The 24,299-nt window shown below is 74.3% G+C and carries 24 protein-coding genes and 1 riboswitch; of the genes, 12 read left to right on the forward strand and 12 right to left on the reverse strand.

All coding sequences use genetic code 11. The features are described from left to right. The first annotated feature begins 2 nt into the window (after positions 1-2). Together ABZZ04_RS25290 and ABZZ04_RS25295 are read left to right on the forward strand one after the other, a co-directional pair. The gene (locus tag ABZZ04_RS25290; RefSeq protein ID WP_356934493.1) at positions 3-1,802 is read left to right on the forward strand and encodes a glycoside hydrolase family 15 protein; all 1,800 of its coding nucleotides are present in this window, start codon (positions 3-5) and stop codon (positions 1,800-1,802) included. A 4-nt stretch (positions 1,803-1,806) separates the two neighbouring features. After that, positions 1,807-2,562: an SDR family oxidoreductase gene (locus ABZZ04_RS25295; RefSeq protein WP_356934494.1), complete on the forward strand. Its 756-nt coding sequence runs from the start codon at positions 1,807-1,809 to the stop codon at positions 2,560-2,562. 159 nt (positions 2,563-2,721) lie between these two features. Here ABZZ04_RS25295 and amaP read toward each other — a convergent pair whose 3' ends face one another. The 5 genes from amaP to ABZZ04_RS25320 are packed head-to-tail and all read right to left on the reverse strand — an operon-like array spanning position 2,722 to position 5,045. After that, entirely contained in the window at positions 2,722-3,309 is a 588-nt protein-coding gene (amaP, locus tag ABZZ04_RS25300; protein ID WP_356934495.1) for an alkaline shock response membrane anchor protein AmaP, read from the reverse strand. Continuing rightward, complete coding sequence (locus tag ABZZ04_RS25305; protein ID WP_356934496.1) at positions 3,306-3,989, reverse strand: DUF6286 domain-containing protein; 684 nt, start codon at positions 3,987-3,989, stop codon at positions 3,306-3,308. The genes amaP and ABZZ04_RS25305 overlap by 4 nt, the downstream gene beginning before the upstream one ends. Beyond that, complete coding sequence (locus ABZZ04_RS25310) at positions 3,986-4,348, reverse strand: hypothetical protein (protein WP_356934497.1); 363 nt, start codon at positions 4,346-4,348, stop codon at positions 3,986-3,988. The genes ABZZ04_RS25305 and ABZZ04_RS25310 overlap by 4 nt, the downstream gene beginning before the upstream one ends. Next, positions 4,345-4,536 carry a hypothetical protein gene (locus ABZZ04_RS25315; protein WP_356934498.1) on the reverse strand — a complete coding sequence of 64 codons (192 nt, stop codon included), beginning with the start codon at positions 4,534-4,536 and terminating at the stop codon, positions 4,345-4,347. The genes ABZZ04_RS25310 and ABZZ04_RS25315 overlap by 4 nt, the downstream gene beginning before the upstream one ends. A 32-nt stretch (positions 4,537-4,568) precedes the next feature. Continuing rightward, positions 4,569-5,045, reverse strand: coding sequence for an Asp23/Gls24 family envelope stress response protein (locus ABZZ04_RS25320; protein ID WP_356934499.1), 477 nt, complete (start codon positions 5,043-5,045; stop codon positions 4,569-4,571). Between the two features lie 92 nt (positions 5,046-5,137). Here ABZZ04_RS25320 and ABZZ04_RS25325 point away from each other — a divergent pair, with 92 nt between their 5' ends. Then, positions 5,138-5,857, forward strand: coding sequence for a hypothetical protein (locus ABZZ04_RS25325; protein WP_356934500.1), 720 nt, complete (start codon positions 5,138-5,140; stop codon positions 5,855-5,857). A gap of 138 nt (positions 5,858-5,995) precedes the next feature. Here ABZZ04_RS25325 and ABZZ04_RS25330 read toward each other — a convergent pair whose 3' ends face one another. The 3 genes from ABZZ04_RS25330 to ABZZ04_RS25340 form a co-directional block, all read right to left on the reverse strand. Continuing rightward, positions 5,996-6,787, reverse strand: a complete 792-nt coding sequence (locus ABZZ04_RS25330; protein WP_356934501.1) for an enoyl-CoA hydratase/isomerase family protein — start codon at positions 6,785-6,787, stop codon at positions 5,996-5,998. Positions 6,788-6,936: 149 nt separating this feature from the next. Further along, the gene (locus ABZZ04_RS25335; protein ID WP_018518904.1) at positions 6,937-7,158 is read right to left on the reverse strand and encodes a helix-turn-helix domain-containing protein; all 222 of its coding nucleotides are present in this window, start codon (positions 7,156-7,158) and stop codon (positions 6,937-6,939) included. A gap of 341 nt (positions 7,159-7,499) precedes the next feature. After that, positions 7,500-9,098: an ABC-F family ATP-binding cassette domain-containing protein gene (locus tag ABZZ04_RS25340; protein WP_356934502.1), complete on the reverse strand. Its 1,599-nt coding sequence runs from the start codon at positions 9,096-9,098 to the stop codon at positions 7,500-7,502. A gap of 266 nt (positions 9,099-9,364) precedes the next feature. Here ABZZ04_RS25340 and ABZZ04_RS25345 point away from each other — a divergent pair, with 266 nt between their 5' ends. Then, positions 9,365-10,255, forward strand: a complete 891-nt coding sequence (locus ABZZ04_RS25345; protein WP_356934564.1) for a neutral zinc metallopeptidase — start codon at positions 9,365-9,367, stop codon at positions 10,253-10,255. Positions 10,256-10,376: 121 nt separating this feature from the next. Continuing rightward, entirely contained in the window at positions 10,377-10,790 is a 414-nt protein-coding gene (locus ABZZ04_RS25350) for a VOC family protein (protein ID WP_356934503.1), read from the forward strand. A gap of 85 nt (positions 10,791-10,875) precedes the next feature. Here the strand turns inward: ABZZ04_RS25350 and ABZZ04_RS25355 are convergent, their stop codons facing one another. From ABZZ04_RS25355 to ABZZ04_RS25365, 3 genes are all read right to left on the reverse strand, one after another. Continuing rightward, on the reverse strand, positions 10,876-12,174 hold the full coding sequence (locus ABZZ04_RS25355) for a hypothetical protein (protein ID WP_356934565.1): 1,299 nt from the start codon (positions 12,172-12,174) through the stop codon (positions 10,876-10,878). A 185-nt stretch (positions 12,175-12,359) separates the two neighbouring features. Beyond that, a complete protein-coding gene (locus ABZZ04_RS25360; RefSeq protein WP_356934504.1) occupies positions 12,360-13,487 on the reverse strand; it encodes a hypothetical protein in 1,128 nt (375 codons plus the stop codon). A 130-nt stretch (positions 13,488-13,617) separates the two neighbouring features. Then, positions 13,618-14,277: a class II aldolase/adducin family protein gene (locus ABZZ04_RS25365; RefSeq protein ID WP_356934505.1), complete on the reverse strand. Its 660-nt coding sequence runs from the start codon at positions 14,275-14,277 to the stop codon at positions 13,618-13,620. A 347-nt stretch (positions 14,278-14,624) separates the two neighbouring features. On the opposite strand from ABZZ04_RS25365, the gene ABZZ04_RS25370 reads away from it, so the two are divergent. The 7 genes from ABZZ04_RS25370 to ABZZ04_RS25400 all read left to right on the forward strand — a co-directional run bounded on the left by ABZZ04_RS25370 (position 14,625) and on the right by ABZZ04_RS25400 (position 23,363). After that, positions 14,625-15,896, forward strand: coding sequence for an inorganic phosphate transporter (locus ABZZ04_RS25370; RefSeq protein WP_356934506.1), 1,272 nt, complete (start codon positions 14,625-14,627; stop codon positions 15,894-15,896). Positions 15,897-15,931: 35 nt separating this feature from the next. Then, a complete protein-coding gene (locus ABZZ04_RS25375) occupies positions 15,932-16,162 on the forward strand; it encodes a hypothetical protein (RefSeq protein WP_356934507.1) in 231 nt (76 codons plus the stop codon). Positions 16,163-16,382: 220 nt separating this feature from the next. After that, positions 16,383-16,515: riboswitch (cobalamin riboswitch) on the forward strand. 143 nt (positions 16,516-16,658) lie between these two features. Then, positions 16,659-17,687, forward strand: coding sequence for a cobalamin biosynthesis protein (locus ABZZ04_RS25380; protein WP_356934566.1), 1,029 nt, complete (start codon positions 16,659-16,661; stop codon positions 17,685-17,687). Continuing rightward, positions 17,684-19,210 carry a cobyric acid synthase gene (locus tag ABZZ04_RS25385; protein WP_356934508.1) on the forward strand — a complete coding sequence of 509 codons (1,527 nt, stop codon included), beginning with the start codon at positions 17,684-17,686 and terminating at the stop codon, positions 19,208-19,210. The genes ABZZ04_RS25380 and ABZZ04_RS25385 overlap by 4 nt, the downstream gene beginning before the upstream one ends. Positions 19,211-19,334: 124 nt before the next feature. Further along, a complete protein-coding gene (locus ABZZ04_RS25390) occupies positions 19,335-21,374 on the forward strand; it encodes a putative cobaltochelatase (RefSeq protein WP_356934509.1) in 2,040 nt (679 codons plus the stop codon). Continuing rightward, on the forward strand, positions 21,374-21,973 hold the full coding sequence (gene cobO, locus ABZZ04_RS25395) for a cob(I)yrinic acid a,c-diamide adenosyltransferase (protein WP_148834035.1): 600 nt from the start codon (positions 21,374-21,376) through the stop codon (positions 21,971-21,973). Before ABZZ04_RS25390 ends, cobO begins: the two co-directional genes overlap by 1 nt. A 10-nt stretch (positions 21,974-21,983) precedes the next feature. Next, positions 21,984-23,363 (forward strand): cobyrinate a,c-diamide synthase, encoded by a 1,380-nt coding sequence (locus tag ABZZ04_RS25400; RefSeq protein ID WP_356934510.1) that lies wholly within the window; start codon positions 21,984-21,986, stop codon positions 23,361-23,363. A 106-nt stretch (positions 23,364-23,469) separates the two neighbouring features. Here ABZZ04_RS25400 and ABZZ04_RS25405 read toward each other — a convergent pair whose 3' ends face one another. Next, on the reverse strand, positions 23,470-24,192 hold the full coding sequence (locus ABZZ04_RS25405) for a ZIP family metal transporter (RefSeq protein WP_356934511.1): 723 nt from the start codon (positions 24,190-24,192) through the stop codon (positions 23,470-23,472). Positions 24,193-24,299 lie beyond the last annotated feature (107 nt).

Raw genomic sequence — 24,299 nt, forward strand, 5'->3', positions numbered from 1 at the left:
ACGTGACCCCACTCATCGAGGACTACGCCCTCATCGGCGATCTCCAGACGGCCGCCCTGGTCGGCAGGAACGGTTCCGTCGACTGGCTCTGTCTGCCCCGCTTCGACTCGGGTGCCTGCTTCGCCGCCCTGCTCGGCGACGAGGAGAACGGCCACTGGCGGATCGCCCCGAAGGGTGCGGAGAACTGCACCCGGCGCGGCTACGTGGACGACTCCCTCGTCCTGGAGACGGTCTGGGAGACCCGTACCGGCACGGTCAAGGTCATCGACTTCATGCCCCAGCGCGACCGGGAACCCGATGTCATGCGGATCGTCGAGGGCGTCAGCGGCAGCGTCGACATGAGTTCGGTGCTCCGGCTGCGCTTCGACTTCGGCTCCGTCGTGCCGTGGGTGCGCCGCTCGCAGGGGCACCGGGTGGCGGTCGCGGGACCGGACTCGGCCTGGCTGCGCAGCGAACCGCCGGTCAAGACCTGGGGCCAGCAGTTCTCCACCTGCTCGTCGTTCACCGTCGCGGCGGGCGAGAAGGTGGCGTTCGTCCTGACCTGGCACCCCTCGCACTCGCCCCGCCCCGACCTCGTCGACCCGTACCTGGCCCTGGAGACCACCCTGTCCGACTGGGCCGAGTGGTCCTCGCGGTGCAGGTACCGGGGCCCGTACCGGGAGGCGGTGATCCGTTCGCTGATCACGCTGAAGGCGCTCACCTTCGCGCCGACCGGCGGCATCGTCGCGGCCCCCACCACCTCGCTGCCGGAGGAGATCGGCGGCGTACGGAACTGGGACTACCGCTTCTGCTGGCTGCGGGACTCCACGCTGACCCTCGACGCCCTGGTCTCGGCCGGGTACCTGGAGGAGGCCGCGGCCTGGCGGGACTGGCTGCTGCGGGCGGTCGCCGGGGACCCCGCCGACCTCCAGATCATGTACGGCCTCGCGGGCGAGCGGCGGCTGCCCGAGGCGGAGCTGTCGTGGCTGCGCGGGTACGAGAACTCCGCCCCGGTCCGGATCGGCAACGCGGCGGTCCGCCAGCGCCAGCTCGACGTCTACGGCGAGGTCATCGACTCCCTGCGGCTCGCGCGCGAGGCGGGCCTGGACGACAAGCCGCACGCCTGGAACCTCCAGCTGAGCCTGCTCGGCTTCCTGGAGTCCACCTGGCGCGAGCCGGACGAGGGGCTCTGGGAGATCCGCGGCCGGCGCCGCCACTTCGTGCACTCCAAGGTCATGGCCTGGGTCGCCGCGGACCGTGCCGTGCGCACCCTGGAGCAGAACCCCTCGCTGGCCGGGGACGCCGACCGGTGGCGGGCCATGCGGGACGCCGTGCACCAGGAGGTGTGCGAGAAGGGGTTCGACCCGGTGCGGAACACCTTCACCCAGTCCTACGGCTCCCAGGAGCTGGACGCCGCGACGCTGCTGATCGCCCGCACCGGGTTCCTGCCGCCGGACGACCCCCGGTTGATCGGGACGGTCGACGCGGTCCGGGCCGAACTGGGCAGCGGCTGCCTGGTCCGCCGCTACAGCACGGACGGCGGCTCGGTCGACGGGCTGCCCGGTACCGAAGGGGCCTTCCTGGCCTGCTCGTTCTGGCTGGCCGACGCCCTGCGCCTGACCGGGCGCGCCGAGGAGGCGGAGGAGCTGTTCCGGCAGCTGCTGGAGCTCCGCAACGACGTGGGGCTGCTCGCCGAGGAGTACGACACCGGCAAGCGGCGGCAACTCGGCAACTTCCCGCAGGCGTTCAGCCACATCGGCCTGGTGGGCACCGCCATGGCGCTGGCCGGGCAGGACACCCTGGAGACCGACACGGCAGGATAGGGCCATGGATCTTGGACTGAAGGACCGTGTGTACATCGTCACCGGGGCGACCCGCGGGCTGGGCAACGCCACCGCCGCGGCACTGGCCGCCGACGGCGCACGGGTGATCATCACCGGGCGGGACGAGCAGCGCGTCGGGAAGGCCGCCGCCGAACTGGGGCCGGACGCGGTCGGCCTCGTCGCCGACAACGCCGACCCCGGCTCCGCCCGGCGTCTGGTGGACGCGGCGCACGAGCGGTTCGGGCGGCTCGACGGCATCCTCATCAGCGTCGGCGGGCCCGCACCCGGTTTCGTCGCCGACAACACCGACGAGCAGTGGCAGTCGGCCTTCGAGTCGGTGTTCCTGGGCGCGGTGCGGCTGGCCAGGACCGCGGCGGCCGCGCTCGGCGAGGGCGGGGTCATCGGCTTCGTGCTCTCCGGTTCCGTGCACGAGCCGATCGCCGGGCTGACCATCTCCAACGGGCTGCGCCCCGGTCTGGCGGGCTTCGCCAAGTCCCTGGCCGACGAACTGGGGCCCCGGGGCATCCGGGTGGTGGGGGTGCTGCCGGCCCGGATCGACACGGACCGGGTCCGCGAGCTGGACGCGCTCTCGGGCGACGCGGACGCCTCCCGCGCCGCCAACGAGGCGCGCATCCCGCTGCGACGCTACGGCACGCCGGAGGAGTTCGGGCGGACCGCGGCGTTCCTGCTGTCACCGGCGGCGTCGTACCTGACGGGCATCATGGTGCCGGTCGACGGCGGCTCCCGGCACGGTTTCTGAGCGAGGTCCGGGCCGGATTCCGCCCCCCGGGCGTCCGGGCCAGGTTCCGCCCCCGGCGTCCGGACCGCTGCCGCCCGGCGGCCGGGAGGGCGGGGCCGCGTCCGGGGCCCCGCCCTCCCGTGGGCGTACGGCGGAGGTTCCCCGGCCCGGCACGGGCCGTCAGCTCACCCGTTCCGCCCGGTGCCCGACCGCCCGCAGCCGTACCTCGGCCGGCAGTTCGGCCAGCCCCGCCGATTCCCGCGCGTGGGCCAGCGCCTCGTCGGTGAGGCGGCCGAGCGTCTCGTCGGGCGCCGCGTGCGGCTCCATCCGCAGGCGGATCCGGACGCGCGGCGCGGAGCGCCGGCCGGTCAGCGCGACCCGGGCGCGGGCCACCCCGTCCAGGTTCCCGGCCTCGTCGGCGAGCACCCCCTCCAGGGCCCGGCCCCGCAGCCGGGCCCCCTCGCCGTCGCCGCTGTCCACCAGCACCTCGGCGAGCCGGGCACGGCGCAGCTGGGCCAGGAACCACCACAGGGCCAGGACGACCACGACGGCCAGGGCCGCGATGACCGTCGGCCACCACCAGCCCCGGTCGCGCCAGCGGTCCCGGTCGGCCGCGCTGAGCAGCACGTCGGTACTGCCGTACCAGGGCCACCAGGACGGCACGGCGAGGTCGAGCCCGGCGGCGAGCACCGCACCGCCGGCGCAGAGCAGCACCAGTCCGGCCAGGCCGAGCAGTACCCGGTTGACGGTCCCGAGCAACGGGCTCACCCCTTCTTCGCGGGTCGGCGGACGTGCACGGACAGGCTCGGCGGCCGGGCCAGCCCCAGTTCCCCGACGGCGGCCCCGAGCACGGTGTCCAGGTCGGCCCGTACGTCGTCGAGTTCCCGGAAGTGCGACACGGCGCGCACCACCGCCCGGCCGCGGCCCGCCCTGACCCGTACCGACTGCACACCGGCCACCTCGACGGCGCGGTCGCGCAGGACCAGGGCGGCCGCGGACCGGTCGAGGGCGGCCCGGACGCCGGGGCGGTCGCGGCGCATCGGCAGCAGGGCGCGCAGTCCGGGGGTGAGGGCCAGCACGAGCAGCCAGAGGCCGATCAGCACGGCGAGGGCCGCGAGGGCGAGGACCCAGGTGTTCTCCAGCGGGCGGTCGGCCAGTTCACCGGCCAGCTCCCGGCGCCACCGCATCGCCGGCCGGTCGGCCCGTACCGCCGCCACGTCGTAGAGCAGCAGGGCGGCGGCGCCGAGGACCAGCAGGGCGAGGACCGCCGCGGGGATGCGGCGCGCGGACCAGAAGCGGCCCGCCCCACCGCCGTCCCGCCGTGCGGGCACCGGGCCGGGTGCGACGGACGAGGAGGACCGGTCGGGGGCGAGCACGTCCCCGGGGCCGGCGGGGTCGGCGGCGGGCCTCGGTCGCGTCCCGTGCTCCGGTTCCAGGGGCTCGCTCATCGGATCCTCCCCTGCGCCCCGGCGCCCGCTCCCACCGGGTGCAGCCGCTCGACCTGTACGGCCACCTCGGGCACGTCCATGCCCACCAGCTCCCCGACCCGCTCGGTGACCCGGCGGCGCACCCCGCCGCACTGGCGGCCGATGTCGGAGGGGTAGCGGAGTTCCAGGCTCACCCGTACCCGGGCGGTGTCCCGGTGCACCGTGACCGTGGCGCGCGGTGCGGCGCCCTCCTCCGGCGGTTCCTCGATCGCCTCCTTCGCCGCCTGTGCGGCGATCTTGGCGACCACCCGGTCGGCGATCCGGGTCTCCCCGCGCTCACCGGCGGCGATCTTGCGGCTCACCCCCGACACCGCCGTCATCGACGTCGGTCGCCGCGTTCGCGACTCCGGAAGAAGTCGCCGGGTTCCAGGTCGCCCTCCACGAAGCGGCCGACTACGAAGCCGACCGCCCCCAACGCGGCCACCAGCAGGAAGGCCCCGAACCCGCCGAAGTACCCGGCGAATCCGAGCGCCATGCCGGCCACCATGCCGACCACTGCCATGCTCATCGTGCGCTCCTCGACTGCCTCGTGCCCAAGACCTACTGGAGTCGCGGCTCGGGCTGTTCGTCGTCCGCCTCGTCGGGCAGCTTCACGTCGCTCACCGCGATGTTGACCTCGACGACCTCCAGACCGGTCATCCGCTCGACCGCCGCGACCACGTTCTCCCGCACGTCACGGGCGACATCGGCGATCGAGACGCCGTAGTCGACGACGATCTCCAGGTCGAGAGCGGTCTGGGACTCGCCGACCTCCGCCTTCACCCCGCGGGTGACGGACTTGCCGCCGCCCCCGCCGGGCACCCGGTCGCGCACCGCGCCGAACGTGCGGGACAGGCCGCTGCCCATCGCGTGGACACCGACCACGTCACGGGCCGCCATTCCCGCGATCTTCTCGACCACGCCGTCGGCGATGGTGGTGCGGCCCCGGGTGGCGGGGGCTCCCCCGCCGCGCTTGACGAGCGGACTCGATTCCCGGTCGGGGCTCTCGGGCCGGTTCCGCTGTGTGGTGTCGGTCATCGCCACTCTTCCCTTCGGGATGATTCGCTCCTCTTTGCCCACATTAGGTGGGGTTGTCGCGTCCTGCGCCGTGGATGCGGCAGGCTGGGGGGATGACGACGGGTGAGGGCCCGCATCGGGCGGGCGAATGGGCGGCGGCGGTCGGGCAGCGACTCGGCCTCGGACGGCTGCTCCCGCTGGGCGGTCCGGCCGACGGGGCCTGGATCGCCGAGCGGGCGGCGGTCGCGGTGCTGCGCGGGGCGGTGACGGAGCGGGAGCCGGGCGCGGTGCTGGGGCGGCTCAGGATCGCGTTGGCCGCCCCGGATTCGGCCCCGGGGCCGGAGGTGGAACCGCCGCCGAGCGCCCTGCCGCCGGGGCCGCTGCGGATCGAGGCGGGCATGTCGGCCCTGTCCGGCCGGCCGCTGCCGGCCGCCGCCGACGCGCTGCGTTCGGCCCTGTTCACGGCGGCCGGGGACCGGCTGGGCCTGGTGGTGGCGGAGGTCGACGTACGGGTGACGGAGCTGCTGGACGCGCCACCTGGACGGACGCCTCCCGCACCGGCCGAGGTGCACGGGGCGAGAGCGGCGGACGACGCGGGGCGGGCCGCCGCCGGGGTTCCAGGAGTGGTGACGCTGACCCGGGCGCTGGGGCACCCGGTGCACACGGGCCCGGGGCGGGTGCGGGTCGAGCTGGCGACGGACCCCGCGCACCGGGCGCTCGACGTGGCGCGCGCCGTGCGGGGCGCGGTGACGGACGCGGTGGAGGGGCGCCCCTCGGTCGCGGTGCTGGTCACCGCGGTGGTGGAACGCGACCGGGTGACGGGACTCGGCTGAGCGGGGAAGGCGGCGCGCCTCCCGCCGACAGCATCCCCGCGTTCACGGGCGCACGGAACCCGTGGACGGGACCGGTCCGGCCGGTTCCGCCCACGGGTCAAGCCGGCCCACGGGTCAGCGGGTCAGCGGGTCAGCGGGTCAGTCGGTGATGCCCGCCAGGTCGCGCAGTCGGCGGCCCTGCGCGGCACGTTCGGCGACGCGCTGTTCCTCGTAGCCGCGCGAGACCGCGCCACCCAGCAGCGCCTTGGTCTCCACGACCGCGTCGCGCGGGGCGGCCAGCAGCGCGCCGGCCAGGTCGCGGGCCGCGCCGTCCAGCTCGTCGGCGGGGACCACGAGGTTGGCCAGGCCGGTGCGTTCGGCCTCCTCGGCGTGGACGAAGCGGCCCGTGGCGCAGATCTCGAGCGCGCGGGCGTACCCCACCAGGTGCACCAGGGGGTGCGTGCCGGTGAGGTCGGGGACCAGTCCGAGGCTGGTCTCACGCATGGCGAACTGCACGTCCTCGGCGACGATCCGCAGGTCGCAGGCGAGGGCCAGCTGGAAGCCGGCACCGATCGCATGCCCCTGGACGGCCGCGATCGACACGATGTCGTTGCGGCGCCACCAGGTGAACGCCTCCTGGTACTCGGCGATGATCGCGTCGAGCTCTTCCTGCGGGCCGCGCGCCATGTCGAGGAAGGACGGCTCGCCGTCGAATCCCTCGGGGGTGAACGCCTGCCGGTCGAGACCGGCGGAGAACGACTTGCCCTCGCCGCGGAGCACGACGACCCGCACGCTGCCGGGCAGCGCCCGTCCGGCTTCCGTCAACGCCCGCCACAGAGCGGGAGACTGGGCGTTGCGCTTGGCCGGGTTGGTGAGGGTCACCGTGGCGACCGCGTCGTCGACGGTGAGTCGTACGCCGTCCTTGTCGAGTACGGGGTCGAGCGAGGTCATGGGGCGCCTCCGGATCCGTTCAGTCAGCACACGAAGCTAAGTGACTGAACAGTAACCACCCGGTCGACCGATTGGTCGACCGGGTGGCCACCGTCAGGAACGGTGAACCCCGGGACAGCCGCACGACCTGTCCCGACCGCCGGTGGCCGTCAGGCCGTGGCGGCCTTCTTGCCCCGCGTCGCTCCGCCGCGTCCCCGCAGCGTGACTCCGGACTCGCTGAGCATCCGGTGGACGAATCCGTAGGAGCGGCCGGTTTCCTCGGCCAGCGCCCGGATGCTCGCACCGGAGTCGTACTTCTTCTTCAGGTCTGCCGCGAGCTTGTCGCGCGCGGCGCCGGTCACCCGGCTGCCCTTCTTCAGAGTCTCGGCCACCCGTGCCTCCTCATGGGAAGTGCGCTCTGGACTCTCATGATCACCCCTCGGCAGCTTCCTGGCCACCCATTCGGCAAGGTCCGTGCAACCGGATTGCCGTCCGGGGAACGGGATCGAGCGACCGGAATCCTTTGTTCCATGGGGTTGCGGGGGCCGGTGGGGCGGGGTGCGGGGCGAACCAGCAGGTCAGGGCCGCACGGGTTTTCCCGGGTCCGAATGGGTGTGCCCGGCAGGCATCTGCCGGGCACACCGCCGGGGTACGAGACGTCATCACACAGATGACGGATCACGCGTGGGCCGAATGATCCAGACCGAGTGGATCAAACATGCGCCGGGCCGGTTCAGGCCAGCGCGACCAGGTCCTGGTAGTCCGCGCCCCACAGGTCCTCGACGCCGTCCGGCAGCAGGATGATGCGCTCCGGCTGGAGCGCCTCGACCGCTCCCTCGTCGTGCGTCACGAGGACGACGGCGCCCTTGTACGTGCGCAGCGCGCCGAGGATCTCCTCGCGGCTGGCCGGGTCGAGGTTGTTCGTCGGCTCGTCCAGGAGCAGCACGTTGGCGGAGGAGACCACCAGGGTGGCCAGCGCGAGACGGGTCTTCTCGCCGCCGGAGAGGACCCCGGCGGGCTTGTCGACGTCGTCGCCGGAGAAGAGGAAGGAGCCCAGGGTCTTGCGGACGTCGACGAGGTCGAGGTCGGGCGCCGCGGAGCGCATGTTCTCCAGGACCGTGCGGTCCGGGTCCAGGGTCTCGTGCTCCTGGGCGTAGTAGCCGAGCTTGAGTCCGTGGCCCTCGATCACCTGGCCGGTGTCGGGCTTCTCCGCGCCGCCGAGGAGCCGGAGCAGGGTGGTCTTGCCCGCGCCGTTGAGGCCGAGGATGACGACCCGGGAGCCCTTGTCGATGGCGAGGTCGACGTCGGTGAAGATCTCCAGCGAGCCGTAGGACTTGGAGAGGCCCTCCGCCATCAGGGGGGTCTTCCCGCACGGCGCGGGCTCGGGGAAGCGCAGCTTGGCGACCTTGTCGGAGACCCGGACGGCCTCCAGCCCGGCCAGCAGCCGGTCGGCCCGCTTGGCCATGTTCTGCGCGGCGACGGTCTTGGTGGCCTTGGCGCGCATCTTGTCGGCCTGCGAGTTGAGGGCCGCGGCCTTCTTCTCGGCGTTCTGCCGCTCGCGCTTGCGGCGCTTCTCGTCGGCCTCGCGCTGCTGCTGGTAGAGCTTCCAGCCCATGTTGTAGACGTCGATCTGCGAGCGGTTGGCGTCGAGGTAGAAGACCTTGTTGACGACCGTCTCGACCAGATCGGCGTCGTGGGAGATCACGATGAAGCCGCCGCGGTAGGTCTTGAGGTACTCGCGCAGCCAGGCGATCGAGTCGGCGTCGAGGTGGTTCGTCGGCTCGTCGAGCAGCAGGATGTCGGCGTCCGAGAACAGGATGCGGGCCAGCTCGACGCGGCGGCGCTGACCGCCGGAGAGCGTGCGGAGCGGCTGTCCGAGCACCCGGTCGGGCAGGCTGAGCGCGGCGGCGATGGTGGCGGCCTCGGCCTCGGCGGCGTATCCGCCCTTGGTGAGGAACTCCGTCTCCAGGCGCTCGTACTTCTTCATCGCCTTCTCGCGGGTGGCGCCCTTGCCGTTCGCCATCCGGTCCTCGTTCTCCCGCATCTTGCGCAGGATCTCGTCGAGACCGCGGGCGGAGAGGATGCGGTCGCGGGCGAGCACGTCGAGGTCGCCGGTGCGGGGGTCCTGCGGGAGGTAGCCCACCTCGCCGGAGCGGGTGATGGCGCCGCCGGCCGGGTTGCCCTCACCCGCGAGGCACTTGGTGAGGGTGGTCTTGCCCGCTCCGTTGCGGCCGACGAGGCCGATGCGGTCGCCCTTGGCGATACGGAAGGAGGCGGACTCGATGAGGACTCGGGCACCGGCGCGCAGCTCGATGCCGGAAGCGGTGATCACGGTAAAACTCCGGGGCGGTAGGACGGCGGACGGGACGAGGGCGGAGGTGTCTCGACGCCGCTCAATGCACAGGGAGAATTGCCATGCAGGCCATTCTACTGGGGGTGTGCAACTGCTTTTCCGTCCGCACCCGTCCCCCTCGCCGCCATCTCGCACGGCGTCACCGCACCGCTCCACCGCGCGACGAAAAAGGGCACGGCCGGATGAACCGCCAGATACTCGACGGAGGCGGCGAGGCCGCCCCGGCCGGAGCGGAGGGTGGTGCCATGCAGTTCGACGACGACGCCGATCTGGACACGTCCGAGGTCCAGGACGTGCGCGGCAGCCGCATCCCAGGCGGCAGGGCCACCGTGGGCGGCGGCATCGTCGGCGTCATCGCGCTGGTTCTGGGGCTGTTCTTCGGCGTGGGCCCCGAGCAGCTCGGGCTGTCGTCCGGAGACCCGGACACTACGCCGACCGCCTCGTCGGCGGCGCAGGTGGAGCAGGACTGCCGGACCGGGCAGGACGCGAACGACCGGGAGGACTGCCGGACGGTCGCCGTGGTCAACAGCGTGCAGGACTACTGGGAGCAGGAGTTCCGGCGGCGGCAGGGGACGTACACGCCCTCGCGGACGATCCTGTTCTCCGACCGGATCGGCACCGCCTGCGGCTCCGCGACCTCGGCGGTCGGGCCGTTCTACTGCCCCGGCGACCGGAAGGTCTACCTGGACCTGGGGTTCTTCGACGAACTGCGGACGAAGTTCGGCGCCGGCGGCGGCCCGTTCGCCCAGGCGTACGTCGTGGCCCACGAGTACGGGCACCACGTGCAGGACCTGATGGGGACGCTGGAGCGGTCGCAGGACGGGCGGACCGGCGCGGACAGCAACACGGTCGGGGTCGAGCTGCAGGCGGACTGCTACGCCGGGGTCTGGGCGCACCACGCGACGACCACCCCGGACGAGTCGACCGGGCGGCCACTGATCACCTCGCTGACTCAGGCGGACATCCGGGACGGGCTGGACGCGGCGGCCGCGGTCGGCGACGACCGGATCCAGGAGAAGTTCCAGGGCCGGGTCGCGCCGGAGTCCTGGACGCACGGCTCGGCGGCGCAGCGGCAGCAGTGGTTCACCACCGGTTTCCGCAGCGGCGACATGGCCGACTGCAACACCTTCCGCTGAGCCCCGGACGGGCCGCCGGTGCGGGTGGCCGCCGGTGGCCGGGCCGTTGCCGGTGGCCGGTGGAAGACTGAGACACGGATCACAGAAATCGGGGCGGGCGGCACGGAAAGGGGTGAACGTCATGGCAGGCGCACCGGCCGGCGTTCCGACGATCTATCCGGCGATTCTGTACGACGACGCGAGAGCGGCGATCAGAACGCTGACGGAGGGGCTCGGCTTCACCGAGGAGGCGGTGTACGAGGGCGCGGGCGGCCAGGTCCTGCATGCCGAGCTGTCCTGCGGGAACGGCAGGGTGATGCTGGGTTCCAAGGGCCGGTCGGGCGTCTTCGCCGAGGCGATGCGGGACGCGGGACCGGTCGGGGTCTACGTCGTGGTGGACGAGGTCGACGCGCACCACGCGCGCGCCGTGGAGCACGGGGTGGAGATCCTGATGCCGCCCACCGACCAGGACTACGGCTCGCGCGACTACACGGCGCGGGACGCCGAGGGCAACGTGTGGACCTTCGGGACGTACGCGCCGGGGTCGGCGGACTGACCGCCGGACGGGCGGCCTGCCCGGTCCGTGTTGTGCGGGCCGGGCCCGGCCCGCACAACACGGACCGGGCGCGGCACGCGCCGGGTCACGCGCCCCCGGTGTGCACCTGGAACGCGGCCCGGCGCACCGCCTTGGCCAGTGCGGGGTCCGGGTGCGCGGCGGCCAGCGCCACCAGCACCTGCACGGTGCGCGGGTGTCCGACGGCCCGTACCTCGTCCAGCAGGGCCGGGACCGTGCCCTGGACGGCCGAGTCGAGGTGCCTGACCAGCAGCCCGGTCTCGCCGTGGTCGGCGACGGCCGCCGCGGTGTCGACCCAGAGCCAGGTGGCCTCCTCCCGGCTGAGGACGTCCTGGGCGTCCTCGGGGTCGGCCCCGTCGTACTCGGCCAGCCAGAGCAGCGCGTAGGGGCGCAGCGAGGGGTCGTCCGCGACGGCGCGCACCTCGGGCTCGGCGGGGGCGCCGACGACCCGGAGCGCCTCGAAGGCGAGTCCCCGCAGCAGCGCGTCCTCGCCGCGGGCGACGGCGAGGAGTTCGGCGACGGCGCTGCCGACGGGGCGTGCGGCCAGCCAGGCCCGGTACTCGTCGCGGGCCGGTCCGGGGGTGAGCCGGGCGCAGCCGAGCAGCATGTCGGCGGCGGACTGCTCGATGTTCCCGGCCGGGCTCTGGGCCGCGACGCAGATCTGCTCCAGCTTGACCCAGACCGCCCAGTTGCCGAGCGGGGTGAGGGTGGCGTGCCCGGTGCCGAGGGTGAGGGCGCCGACGGCGGCCAGCCCCTCCAGGGCCCAGTCCAGCAGGGCGGCGGGGTCGGCGGGAGGGGCGGACTCGGCCGGTGCGGGGTCCGGGTTCGGCCCGTACGGCACCTCGCAGCGTTCCTCGCGCAGTTCCGCGACGCGCTGGCCGAGCAGGTCCAGCAGGGCGGGCACGGTGACCGGGCCCGCCGAGAGCTGGAGGAGGGAGAGCACCTGCGGCACGGCCTCGACGGCCTCGGCGACCGCGGTGGACTCGATGTCCTCGGGTGCCGGGTGGACGAGCGACCAGGCGTCGAAGAGCGCCACCCAGCCGCGCAGGACGGCGGAGTCGTCGCGGTCCCAGGCGCGCAGCCGCCAGCCGGGGCGTGCGGTGTCGCCGTGCAGTTCGACGAGACCGGCGAGTCTGGCCCGGTCCCAGCCGGAGCGGATCTGCGCCGGGGACAACTCCAGGGCCGTCGTGGCCCGTTCGAGAGCCTGGGCGGCGAGCGGTGGTGCGCCGGGAATCGCGCCGTCGGCCGCCCAGCGGGCGATCCGTACGGCATCGGCGAGAACCGTCCTGGCCTGGCGGGCCAGTTCGGACCGGGGCGGGGTGCCCTCCGGTGGTCGGGGGGCCGGCCTGGTGCGCCGGGTGGTCACGGCCTTGCGAGCGGTGGCAAGGGGTCGCGGGCGGACAAGTCGCAGCCTGGAGTCGCGCGGGGTACGGGACGTCACGGGGAGCAGTCTTGCTCCTGACCGCCCGAAAGCCCAAACGGAGTCCGGATTCCCGGTGAAGGAGGTGACGGGCCGGATCGGGAACCAAACGCCCGATCCCTCCCATCGGGTCACATCAGGGGCGTCAGGAAACGGCGCAGCGTCTCCTCGTAGCGGCCCGGGTCGGCGTTCCACATCGCCGCGTGCGGAGCCTGCTCCACGGTGTGCAGGGCGATCAGGTCCGGGCGGCGGGCGGCGAGGTCGCGGGACGGCTGCCAGGGGGCCAGCCGGTCGTCCGGGCCGTGGAAGATCACGGCCGGGGCGCGCAGGGCGGCGGCGAGGGAGCCGTCGAGGAGCCGGGCGCCGTGCAGTCCGGTCTGTCCCTGGGCCGCGCGGACGGCGAGCGGCAGCAGTGCGGCGGGGACCCCGCGGGCGACGGCGAGGGCGCGCAGCGTGGTGGCCCAGTCCAGGACCGGGGAGTCGAGGACGAGGCCGCAGATCCGGTCGCGGAGCGCGGAGTTGACGGCCGCGTGCAGTGCCATGGAGGCACCGGTGGACCAGCCGTGCAGGACGACCTTCTCGGCTCCGTACCGCACGGCGAAGCGGATCGCGGCGTCCAGGTCGCGCCACTCGGATTCGCCGAGATGGGCGAGGCCGTCGGGGGACCGCGGGGCTCCGGCGTCGCCGCGGTAGGCCAGGTCGAGGACGGGCAGGCGCAGGCCGTGCAGGAACCTCATGAGGTTCATGGGGTGTTCCCTGGTGGTGCCGAGGCCGTGCACGGTGATGACCCAGGTGTCGCGGGGGCCGGGCAGGAACCAGGCGGGCAGGGCGCCGAGTTCGCCGGGGATCTCGACCTCCTCGTGGCCGAGGCCGAGGGCGGACCGGGGGTCGCCGCTGTGCAGCTGCGGGGTGATCCGGACCTTGGCACCGGGTTCCAGGCTGCCGTGGCTGACGCGTTCCAGTCTGCGGACGACGGTGTCGGGGGCGTGGTGGGCGTTCTCCACCACCGGGCCGACGACGGCGTGGACGTCCTTGCCCGTCAGGCCGTACGTGCCGGGGCGCAGCGCGGCGAAGGAGCGGGTCAGGGTGATCTGTCCGGCCGCCGTGGCGTGCACGGTGAGTCTGCGGTCGGCGGGCAGCGGCCGTCCGGGCGGCGCCTTGAGGGCGGCGTCGCTGGCGTACCGGCCGGCCGCGACCGCTGCCGCACCGATGCCGAGGATGGTGGTGACGGCTGCTGCCGTAACTGTTGCCGGGCGCACCGCTTCAGTGTCGTGGGGGGCGCGGCGCCGTGCCAGCGGACGGGGCCGTCCGGGCGTTCGTGCGCGGGCGGGCCGGGCGCGGACGGGCAGGACGTCCGGGCGGGCCGGGCGTCCGGCCGGGCTCGGCGGGTCAGCCCGGCTGTCCGTATCCCTTGAGCGCCTCCTGGACGTCGCTCAGCTGGGCCGGGGAGAGCAGGCTCGGGGTGCGGCCGGGCACGGAGCTCGCGGCGAGCCAGAGCCGGCAGAGCCACTCCAGCTGGGCGGTGCGGTCGTATGCCTCGTCCAGGGTGGCCCCGTGGGTGACCGTGCCGTGGTTCTGGAGCAGGCAGCCCGTGCGGTCCCGCAGCGCGGCGAGCATGTTCGCGGCCAGTTCGTCGGTGCCGTAGCGCGCGTAGGCCGCGACCCGGACGGTCCCGCCGAGCATGGCGGCGGCGTAGTGGACCGGCGGGACCTCGGGGACCAGGGTGGAGACGGCCGTGGCGTGCACCGCGTGGGTGTGCACGACGGCGGACGCGTCGGTGTTCCGGTAGACCGCGAGGTGGAGCGGGAGTTCGCTGGTCGGGGCCAGTTCGCCCAGGACGCGGTTGCCCGCCAGGTCGACGCCGACGGCGTCCCGCGGGCCGAGCCGGTCGTACGGCACTCCGCTCGGTGTGACCAGGACCGTGTCGCCGACCCGCGCCGACACGTTTCCCGAGGTCCCGACGACGAGGCCCTCGGCCGCCGTCCTGCGGGCGGTGGCGACGACACCGTCCCAGGCCCGCCCGATCGCGTCCCGCTGCTGATCGCTCATGCGCCGATCCTGTCAGGCCGGAGGACGGACGGACACGCGTTCGGCCGGGACGGAGGCGGCGGGGCCCGGTCGATGGCCGGTTCCTTTCCCCGCGGGCGGGCAGCCGGCAGGCCCGGGGGCGGTCCCGGCGGAGCGACGGGTTCCGGGTGGAGGCGGGGGCGGGCCCGGCCGGAGGCGGCACGCGCCGTCGAACGGGCGGCGGGGCCCCTGCCGCCGGCCGCGGACGGAGACAAGCGGAATGACACCAATCGCTTGGCAACACCGCAGCGCCCTGCTCAGTTCATCTTCCGTTCACTAAGGTTGCCTACGGTCTACGCACCAATGACGTCGAACGATTGCCTGGGTAAATGGAACACATCACGCTGCTCCTCGCGATTGTGATCGTGACAGCTCTAGTGTTCGATTTCACGAACGGTTTCCATGACACCGCGAACGCGATGGCGACGACCATCTCGACCGGTGCACTCAGACCGAAGACAGCGGTGGCCATGTCCGCCGTTCTCAATCTCGTCGGCGCGTTCCTGTCGGTGGAGGTCGCCAAGACGATCTCCGGCGGGATCATCAACGAGGACGGGCTGCGAACAGAAGTGATCTTCGCGGCACTCGTCGGCGCCATCCTGTGGAATCTGCTGACCTGGCTGGTCGGACTGCCGTCCAGCTCCTCGCACGCCCTGTTCGGCGGCCTGATCGGCGCGGCCGTCATGTCGGCCGGCTGGTCCTCCGTCAACGGCGGCACCGTCGTCACCAAGGTGCTGCTCCCCGCGGTGGCCGCCCCGATCGTCGCCGGACTGGCCGCGCTGCTGGCCACCAGGCTGACGTACCGGATCGGCGGGAAGATCCGCAACGACGCCCAGGAGAAGGCCACCGCCAAGGGTTACCGCGCCGGTCAGATCGCCTCGGCCGGACTGGTCTCCCTCGCCCACGGCACCAACGACGCGCAGAAGACCATGGGCATCATCACCCTGGCCCTGGTCACCGGCGGCGTCCTGAGCCCCGGTTCCAACCCGCCGGTCTGGGTGATCGTGTCCGCCGGCCTGGCCATCGCCCTCGGCACCTACCTGGGCGGCTGGCGCATCATCCGCACCATGGGCAGCGGCCTCACCGACCTCAGGCCGCCGCAGGGCTTCGCCGCCCAGACCAGCGCGGCCACGGTCATCCTGGCCTCCTCGCACCTCGGCTTCTCCCTCTCCACCACCCAGTCCTGCTCCGGTGCCGTGATGGGCGCGGGCCTCGGCCGGCAGGGCGGTGTGGTCCGCTGGTCCACCGCCACCCGGATGTTCGTCGCCTGGGGCCTGACCCTCCCGGCCGCCGGTCTGGTCGGTGCGGGCGCCGAGCTGCTCACCAAGCAGGGCACCTGGGGTGTCGTCGTCGTCGCGGCGCTGCTGGTCGCGGGTTCCGGCTCGATCTGGCTGATCTCGCGCCGCAAGCCGGTCGGCCACGGGGACGTCGCCCCGTCGGACGGCGACGTCGAGCCCGCGGGCGTCGTCACCACGGCCATCGCCGCCGTCAGCCCGCCGCCCACCGCGGCCCAGGCGCCGGTCCAGAACCTCACGGCCACCATCGCGGCCCCGGCCGCAACCACCACCACCCAGGACCCGGCACGACCCGCCACCGTCTGAGCGGGCCCTCCAGGCCGGCCGTCTAAGGAATCAGCATGAAAATCGACTGGGCAGCCCTCGGTTCCGTGTTCGGCGTCTCCCTCGTGGTCACCGTCGCCCTGGTGGGCCTCTTCACCCTCGGCATCGTCGGCCTCTCCAAGCAGGCCGAACCGGCGGCGCAGGGCGGCTCCGGCGGCTCGGTGCTGCTGGCCCGCGCCGGTGCGTACGCCTGCTTCGGGCTGTGCGCGGCGGCGGTCGCGTACGGGATCTTCCTGATCGTCGCCTGAGCACACGCGTCACGCCCGGGCACACGCGTCACGCCCGAGCACACGTGTCGCGTCCGACGCGCGCGCGTCACGGAGGGCCGGACACCCGCGAGGTGTCCGGCCCTCCGTCGTGCGCCCGGGGCGATGTGGGTCTCAGCACACTGCACCGCCGCAGGTCAACGGCAGGTTGACGGGCGTTCGCGGGGCGTGGTGGACTGCCGGAGCCAATCACGGCGACAGCAGAGGAAGCCGGTGCGAATCCGGCGCGGTCCCGCCACTGTCACCGGGGAGCGGTCCCCCAACACCGGAAGTCACGGCACGCGCGAGCGGGCTGGAAGGCCGGGGGAACCGCGGATCCGGGAGCCAGGAGACTCTCGTCGCCGGTCACGTCGAACCAGGGCGCGGACCCTGAGTGAGGACATATCGCCATGCCTGGCTGCCGTGCGTCCGTCGTCGGGGCGCTCTCGCCGAGAGCCGCCCGTACCGGGATCCTCCGAGGCACGACGGCCGGTTGAGCGTGCGAGCCGACCGCGTCTTCGCGTACGGCGCCGCCGCCGGTCTGCTCGGCGACCTGCTGCTCGGTGACCCCCGCAGGGGGCATCCGGTGGCCGGGTTCGGGCGGGCCGCGGCAGGTGTCGAGCGCCGTCTGTGGCACGACCACCGCGGGTGGGGCGCGCTGCACGCCCTGGTCTGCGCCGGGGGCGTCGCGGGCGGTGCCGCGCTGGTCGCCCGCGCCCTGCGCGACCGTCCCGCCGCCTCCGTCGCGCTGACCGCCGCCACCACCTGGTCCGTCGTCGGCGGCACGTCCCTGGGCCGCGAGGCGCGGGCCATCGGCGATGCCCTGGCGGCCGGCGACATCGAACTGGCCCGCGAACGGCTGCCGCATCTGTGCGGGCGCGACCCGCAGTCCCTCGACGGGCCGCAGATCGCCCGCGCCGTGGTGGAGTCCGTGGCCGAGAACACCTCGGACGCCGTGGTCGGCGCCCTGGTGTGGGGCGCGCTGGGCGGGGTGCCCGGACTGGCCGGTTTCCGGGCTGTCAACACCCTGGACGCCATGGTCGGCCACAAGTCGCCCCGGTACCGGCGCTACGGCTGGGCCTCGGCCCGGCTCGACGACCTCGCGGGCTGGCCCGGCGCCCGGCTCACCGCCCTGCTCGCCGTGGCCGCGGGAGGCCGGCCGGGCGCGGCGGTACGGGCCTGGCGGGCCGACGCCGGCCGGCATCCGAGCCCCAACGCGGGCCCGGTGGAGGCCGCGTTCGCGGGCGCGCTCGGCGTACGGCTCGGCGGGACCCTCGCGTACGGCGGCCGGGTCGAGCACCGCCCCGTGCTCAACGGCGAGGCCGGCCGGGCGGTGGAGGCCGCGGACATCGAGCGCGCGGTACGGCTGTCGCGCCGGGTGGGCGTGCTGGCCCTGGGCGTGTGCGCGGCGGGCCGGTTCGGCGTGTCGCTCGCCGCCCGGCGGATCGCGGGGCGCCGGACGGCCGTGACCGGCCTGGCAGGCCCCCGTACCCCCGGATCCCGCACCCCAGGACGGAGAAACCCATGAGCGGCGGACTGCTGATCGCCGGAACCACCTCCGACGCCGGCAAGAGCGTCGTCACCGCGGGCATCTGCCGCTGGCTGGTGCGCCGGGGCGTGAAGGTGGCGCCCTTCAAGGCGCAGAACATGTCGCTGAACTCGTTCGTCACCCGTGAGGGGGCCGAGATCGGGCGGGCCCAGGCCATGCAGGCCCAGGCCGCCCGGGTGGAGCCGACCGCGCTGATGAACCCGGTCCTGCTCAAGCCGGGCGGCGACCGCTCCAGCCAGGTCGTCCTGATGGGCAGGCCGGTCGGCGAGATGAGCGCGCGCGGCTACCACGGCGGCCGGCAGGAGGCGCTGTTCTCCACGGTGGTGGACTGCCTGGAGCAGCTGCGGGGCACGTATGACGCGGTGATCTGCGAAGGGGCGGGCAGTCCGGCCGAGATCAACCTGCGGCGCACGGACATCGTGAACATGGGCGTCGCGCGGGCGGCGGGCTTTCCCGTGGTGGTGGTCGGCGACATCGACCGCGGCGGGGTCTTCGCCTCGTTCTTCGGCACGACGGCGCTGCTGGCCCCCGAGGACCAGTCGCTGATCGCGGGCTACCTGGTGAACAAGTTCCGCGGCGACGTGTCGCTGCTGGAGCCCGGCCTGGAGATGCTGCGCGGGCTGACCGGGCGGGGGACGTACGGGGTGCTGCCCTTCGCCCACGGCCTCGGCATCGACGAGGAGGACGGGCTTCGGGTCTCACTGCGCGGCGCGGTGCGCGAGTCGGTCGTCGCCCCTCCGCACGGCGATGACGTGCTGCGGGTCGCGGTGTGCGCGGTGCCCCTGATGTCGAACTTCACCGACGTGGACGCGCTGGCCGCCGAACCCGGCGTCGTCGTCCGGTTCGTGGACCGGGCCGAGGAGCTGTCCGACGCCGACCTCGTCGTGGTGCCGGGGACCCGCGGCACCGTGAAGGCGCTGGCCTGGCTGCGCGAGCGCGGCCTCGCCGACGCGCTGGTGCGGCGCGCGGCCGAGGGCCTGCCGGTCCTCGGGATCTGCGGCGGCTTCCAGGTGCTCGGCGAGCACATCGAGGACGAGGTCGAGTCGCGCGCGGGCCGGGTCGAGGGCCTGGGCCTGCTGCCCGTGCGCATCCGCTTCGACCGCGAGAAGACCCTCGCCCGCCCCGTCGGCGAGGCGCTCGGCGCGCCCGTCGAGGGGTACGAGATCCACCACGGCGTCGCGGACGTGTGCGGCGGGGAACCGTTCCTGGACGGGTGCCGGGTCGGCGCCGTGTGGGGCACCCACTGGCACGGCTCGCTGGAGAGCGACGCGTTCCGCCGCCGCTTCCTCGCCGAGGTGGCACGGGCCGCGGGCCGACGTTTCGTCCCCGCCCCCGACACCGTCTTCGGCGCGCTGCGGGAGGAACAGCTCGACCGCCTCGGCGACCTGATCGAGGAGCACGCCGACACCGACGCGCTGCTGCGGCTCATCGAGTCGGGCGCGCCGTCGGACCTGCCGTTCCTTCCGCCCGGCGCGCCCCCGGCAACCGGGGCGCGCGCATGAACACCCCTTCGGGCACCGCGCCGGGAGCGTCCCGGGCGGTGCCGTCGGTCCGGGCCGCCGCCCCGGCCCCGGCTCCCCGGACACCGGCGGGACCGCCACCCCCTCGTTCCTCCAAGGAGGCACCGTGAGTACGCCGTACCCCTTCACCGCCGTCGTCGGACAGGACGACCTCCGGCTCGGGCTGCTGCTGAACGCCGTATCGCCCGCCGTCGGCGGGGTGCTGGTGCGGGGTGAGAAGGGCACCGCCAAGTCGACCGCCGTGCGGGCGCTCGCCGCGCTCATGCCGGACGTCCCGGTGGTCCCCGGATGCCGTTTCTCGTGCGACCCGGCGTCGCCCGACCCGGCGTGCCCGGACGGCCCGCACGGGGCCGGGGACGGCGTGTCGCGGGGGGCCCGGATGGTGGAGCTGCCCGTCGGCGCGTCCGAGGACCGGCTGGTCGGGGCGCTCGACATCGAGCGGGCGCTCGCCGAGGGCGTCAAGGCGTTCGAGCCCGGCCTGCTGGCCGCCGCGAACCGGGGCATCCTGTACGTCGACGAGGTGAACCTGCTCCACGACCACCTGGTCGACGTCCTGCTCGACGCCGCCGCCATGGGTGCCTCGTACGTGGAGCGCGAGGGCGTCTCCGTGCGGCACGCGGCACGGTTCCTGCTGGTCGGCACGATGAACCCCGAGGAGGGCGAGCTGCGCCCGCAGCTGCTCGACCGGTTCGGGCTGACCGTCGAGGTCGCCGCGTCCCGCGACACCGACCAGCGGGTCGAGGTCGTGCGACGGCGCCTGGCGTACGACGCCGACCCGGCGGGTTTCGCCGCCGGGTGGGCCGCCGAGGAGGGCGCTCTGCGGGAGCGTATCGCCGCCGCGCGGGCGCTGCTGCCCGAGGTGCGGCTCGGGGACGGGGCGCTGCGGCAGATCGCGGCTACGTGCGCGGCCTTCGAGGTCGACGGGATGCGCGCGGACATCGTCATGGCGCGGACCGCCACCGCGCTGGCCGCGTGGGCGGGGCGCACGGACGTGCTGGCCGAGGACGTGCGGCAGGCCGCCCTGCTCGCCCTCCCCCACCGTCGCAGGCGCAACCCGTTCGACGCGCCGGGGCTGGACGAGGACAAGCTCGACGACACGCTGGAGCAGAACGGCGGCGGGGACGAGGACCCGGACCCGGACGGCCCCGGTGGCGGTGGCGGTGGCGGCCGGCCCCCGCACGACGGCGGCCCCGACACGCCGCCGCGGCCCGAGGGGGAGGCCGCCGACACGCCCGCCCCGTCCGTGCCCGAGCAGGACCGGGGACAGGGACAGGAGCAGGAACGGGGCCGGCCGTCCGGGGGCGGTGAGCAGCGGCCGGTGGGCGCCACCGAGCCGTTCCGCACCCGGATGCTGAGCGTGCCCGGTCTGGGCGAGGGCGCGACGGGAAGGCGGTCCCGGGCGCGTACCGAGCACGGGCGCACGACCGGTTCCCGGCAGCCGCGGGGCGCCCTGACCAAGCTTCATCTGGCGGCGACCGTGCAGGCCGCCGCCCCGCACCAGCGGGCGCGCGGCCGTTCGGGGCCGGGGCTGGTGGTGCGGCGGGACGATCTGCGGCAGGCGACGCGGGAGGGGCGCGAGGGCAATCTCGTGCTCTTCGTGGTGGACGCCTCCGGGTCGATGGCCGCCCGGCAGCGGATGGGCGCGGTGAAGGGCGCGGTGCTCTCGCTGCTGCTGGACGCGTACCAGCGGCGGGACAAGGTCGGGCTGGTCACCTTCCGGGGCCGGGAGGCCGAGGTGGCGCTGCCGCCGACGTCGTCGGTGGACGCGGCGGCGGCCCGGCTGGAGCTGCTGCCGACCGGGGGGCGCACCCCGGTCGCGGCCGGGCTGCTGAAGGCCCACGAGGTGCTGCGGGTGGAGCGGTTGCGCGATCCGTCGCGCCGGCCGCTGCTGGTCGTGGTGACCGACGGGCGGGCGACCGGGGGCCCCGACGCGGTGGCGCTGGCCGCGCGGGCGGCCCGGCTGCACGAGGCGCAGGGCATCGCGTCCGTCGTCGTGGACTGCGAGTCGGGGCCGGTGCGGCTCGGCCTCGCGGGGGTCCTCGCGCGTGAGCTCGGGGGCAGCGCCGTCACCCTCGACGAGCTGCGGGCCGACTCGATCGCCGGGCTCGTCAAGGACGTTCAGGAAACCAACAGGAGGGCTGCTTGATGCCGCAGGGACAACCGACCACCGTGCCCGACGACGGGCTCACCACCCGTCAGCGCCGCAACCGTCCGCTGCTGATGGTGCACACCGGCGTCGGCAAGGGGAAGTCGACGGCGGCCTTCGGGATGGCGCTGCGCGCCTGGAACCAGGGCTGGCCGATCGGGGTCTTCCAGTTCGTCAAGTCGGCCAAGTGGAAGGTCGGCGAGGAGAACGCCCTGAAGGTCCTCGGTGCGAGCGGCGAGGGCGGGTCCGTCGTCTGGAACAAGATGGGTGAGGGCTGGTCGTGGGTGCAGCGCGACGGCCAGATGGACAACGAGGAGGCGGCGCGCGAGGGCTGGGAGCAGGTCAAGCGCGACCTGGCCGCCGAGACGTACCGGCTGTACGTGCTCGACGAGTTCGCGTACCCGATGCACTGGGGCTGGGTCGACACCGCCGAGGTGATCGAGGTGCTGCGGTCCCGTCCCGGTACGCAGCACGTGGTGATCACCGGCCGCAACGCGCCGCAGGAGCTGCTGGACGCGGCGGACCTGGTGACCGAGATGTCGAAGGTCAAGCACCCGATGGACGCGGGCCAGAAGGGCCAGCGGGGCATCGAATGGTGAGGGAACCCCGGTGAACGTTCCTCGACTGGTGATCGCCGCGCCCTCGTCGGGCAGCGGCAAGACCACCGTGGCCACGGGGCTGATGGCCGCCTTCGCCGGGCGGGGCCTCGCCGTGTCCCCGCACAAGGTCGGGCCCGACTACATCGATCCCGGCTACCACACGCTGGCCACGGGGCGGCCGGGGCGCAACCTCGACGCGTACATGTGCGGCCCCGACCGGATCGCGCCGATGTTCGCGCACGGGGCGCGGGGCTGCGACCTGGCGGTGGTCGAGGGGGTGATGGGGCTGTACGACGGTGCGTCGGGGCAGGGCGAGCTGGCGTCGACCGCCCAGGTCGCCAAGCTCCTGCGGGCGCCCGTGGTGCTGGTGGTGGACGCGTCGTCGCAGTCGCGTTCCGTGGCCGCGCTGGTGCACGGCTTCGCCTCGTGGGATCCGCAGGTGCGGCTGGGCGGGGTGATCCTGAACAAGGTCGGCTCCCAGCGCCACGAGATGCTGTTGCGGGAGGCGCTGGAGGAGTCCGGCGTACCGGTGATGGGGGTGCTGCGGCGGGCCGGGCAGCTGGCCGTGCCGTCCCGTCACCTGGGTCTGGTCCCGGTGGCGGAGCGGCGGGGCGACGCGGTGGACGCAGTGGAGGCGATGCGGGCGCAGGTGGTGGCCGGGTGCGACCTGGACGCGCTGCTGGCGCTGGCCGCCTCCGCGCCCCCGGTGGGCGGCGGGGTGTGGGACGCGGCGGCGGAGGTGGCCGGCCATGGTGGGGCCGTCGTGCCGCCCGCCGGGGGCCGGGAGGGGCCGCGGCGGATCGCCGTCGCCTCCGGGGCGGCCTTCACCTTCTCCTACGCCGAGCACACCGAACTGCTCACCGCCGCCGGGGCCGAGGTCGTACCGTTCGATCCGCTGCGGGACGAGGCGCTGCCCGAGGGGACGCGGGGGCTGGTCATCGGCGGCGGTTTCCCCGAGGTGTACGCCTCGGAGCTGTCCGCCAACGCGGCGCTGCGCCGGTCGGTGGTCGAACTGGTGGCGTCCGGGGCGCCGGTGGCCGCCGAGTGCGCGGGACTGCTGTACCTGGCGCGCTCGCTGGACGGGCTGCCGATGTGCGGGGTCCTCGACGCCGAGGCGCGGATGTCCGAGCGGCTGACGCTCGGTTACCGGGCGGCGGTGGCGGTCTCCGGCAGTGTGCTGGCCGCGTCCGGCACCCGGGTGCGCGGGCACGAGTTCCACCGGACCGTGCTGGAGCCGGGGGCCGGGCCCGCTCCGGCGTGGGGCATGCACCAGCCCGAACGGCGCGTCGAGGGCTTCGTGCACCGGGGCGTGCACGCGAGCTATCTGCACACGCACTGGGCCGCGGTGCCCGGCATGGCCCGCAGGTTCGTCGAGAGGTGCGGGGGATGAACCGCGGCCGGGGCGGGGGCCGGTGAGACGCCCGGGGGCGGTGTGCCGTCCGGGGCCGGTGGGGCGCCCCGGTGCGGTGCCGCGTCCCACGGCGGCGGTGCGGCGGTCAGTCCGCGATGCCCACCACCAGCCAGATGAAGCCCACCCCGGCGACCGTGCACAGCAGCGTGGAACGGGCCGGGTGTTCGTGGTGCGCCTCGGGCAGGATCTCGGCCGCGGCGAGATAGAGCAGGGCCCCGCCGAAAAAACCGAGATAACAGCCGAGCAGTTGCTCCGGAAGGGTGAACACCAGGGTCGTCGCGGCGCCCGCGATCGGTGCCGCGGCGTCGGCGAACAGCATGATCAGGGCCTTGCGGCGGGCGTTCCCGTACAGGCTGGTGATCGTGTAGGTGTTGAAGCCGTCGGCGAAGTCGTGCGTGATCACGGCGAGGGCGACGGCGGCGCCCATGCCCGCGCCCACCTGGAAGGCGGCGCCGAGCGCGATGCCGTCCATCAGGCTGTGGCCGACCATCGCCGCCGCCGCGGTGAGTCCGACCTGCGGCACCCGTTCCTCGCCCGCGCCGTGTGCCGCCCGGCGCACGGCGAGCAGCCGTTCCACGAGGTGGGCGAGGAGGAAGCCGCCGACGAACAGCAGCAGCGCGGCCGGGACGCCGAAGACGGGTTCGCCCGCGGCCTCGATCGCCTCCGGCAGCAGGTCCAGGCCGACCACGCCGAGCATCAGTCCGCCGGCGAAACCGAGCACCAGGTGGCGGCGGTCGGTGACGCGTTGGGCGACCCAGCCGCCCACCAGGGTCATCAGGAACGCGCCGAGCGCGACGAACACCGCCATGCGCTCTTGCTAGCCGATCGACCCCCTCGCGCGCATCCCGGCCCTCCGGAAGGAGCCCGACCGGAAGGAGCCCGGCCCGTGCACGGAACCGGAACGGACGACCGGAA

Origin of the sequence: Streptomyces sp. NPDC006435 (genome assembly GCF_040612315.1) — a bacterium.
Lineage (GTDB): Bacteria > Actinomycetota > Actinomycetes > Streptomycetales > Streptomycetaceae > Streptomyces.

Bases quoted from the DNA above. Each gene is read 5' to 3' on its own strand.
- ABZZ04_RS25405 (WP_356934511.1), bottom strand. From the start codon at position 24,192: ATGGCGGTGTTCGTCGCGCTCGGCGCGTTCCTGATGACCCTGGTGGGC.
- ABZZ04_RS25345 (WP_356934564.1), top strand. From the start codon at position 9,365: ATGCAGTTCGACGACGACGCCGATCTGGACACGTCCGAGGTCCAGGAC.
- ABZZ04_RS25315 (WP_356934498.1), bottom strand. From the start codon at position 4,536: ATGAGCATGGCAGTGGTCGGCATGGTGGCCGGCATGGCGCTCGGATTC.
- ABZZ04_RS25325 (WP_356934500.1), top strand. From the start codon at position 5,138: ATGACGACGGGTGAGGGCCCGCATCGGGCGGGCGAATGGGCGGCGGCG.
- ABZZ04_RS25375 (WP_356934507.1), top strand. From the start codon at position 15,932: ATGAAAATCGACTGGGCAGCCCTCGGTTCCGTGTTCGGCGTCTCCCTC.
- ABZZ04_RS25370 (WP_356934506.1), top strand. From the start codon at position 14,625: ATGGAACACATCACGCTGCTCCTCGCGATTGTGATCGTGACAGCTCTA.
- ABZZ04_RS25365 (WP_356934505.1), bottom strand. From the start codon at position 14,277: ATGAGCGATCAGCAGCGGGACGCGATCGGGCGGGCCTGGGACGGTGTC.
- ABZZ04_RS25330 (WP_356934501.1), bottom strand. From the start codon at position 6,787: ATGACCTCGCTCGACCCCGTACTCGACAAGGACGGCGTACGACTCACC.
- ABZZ04_RS25310 (WP_356934497.1), bottom strand. From the start codon at position 4,348: ATGACGGCGGTGTCGGGGGTGAGCCGCAAGATCGCCGCCGGTGAGCGC.
- ABZZ04_RS25295 (WP_356934494.1), top strand. From the start codon at position 1,807: ATGGATCTTGGACTGAAGGACCGTGTGTACATCGTCACCGGGGCGACC.
- ABZZ04_RS25305 (WP_356934496.1), bottom strand. From the start codon at position 3,989: ATGAGCGAGCCCCTGGAACCGGAGCACGGGACGCGACCGAGGCCCGCC.
- cobO (WP_148834035.1), top strand. From the start codon at position 21,374: ATGCCGCAGGGACAACCGACCACCGTGCCCGACGACGGGCTCACCACC.
- ABZZ04_RS25320 (WP_356934499.1), bottom strand. From the start codon at position 5,045: ATGACCGACACCACACAGCGGAACCGGCCCGAGAGCCCCGACCGGGAA.
- ABZZ04_RS25350 (WP_356934503.1), top strand. From the start codon at position 10,377: ATGGCAGGCGCACCGGCCGGCGTTCCGACGATCTATCCGGCGATTCTG.
- ABZZ04_RS25385 (WP_356934508.1), top strand. From the start codon at position 17,684: ATGAGCGGCGGACTGCTGATCGCCGGAACCACCTCCGACGCCGGCAAG.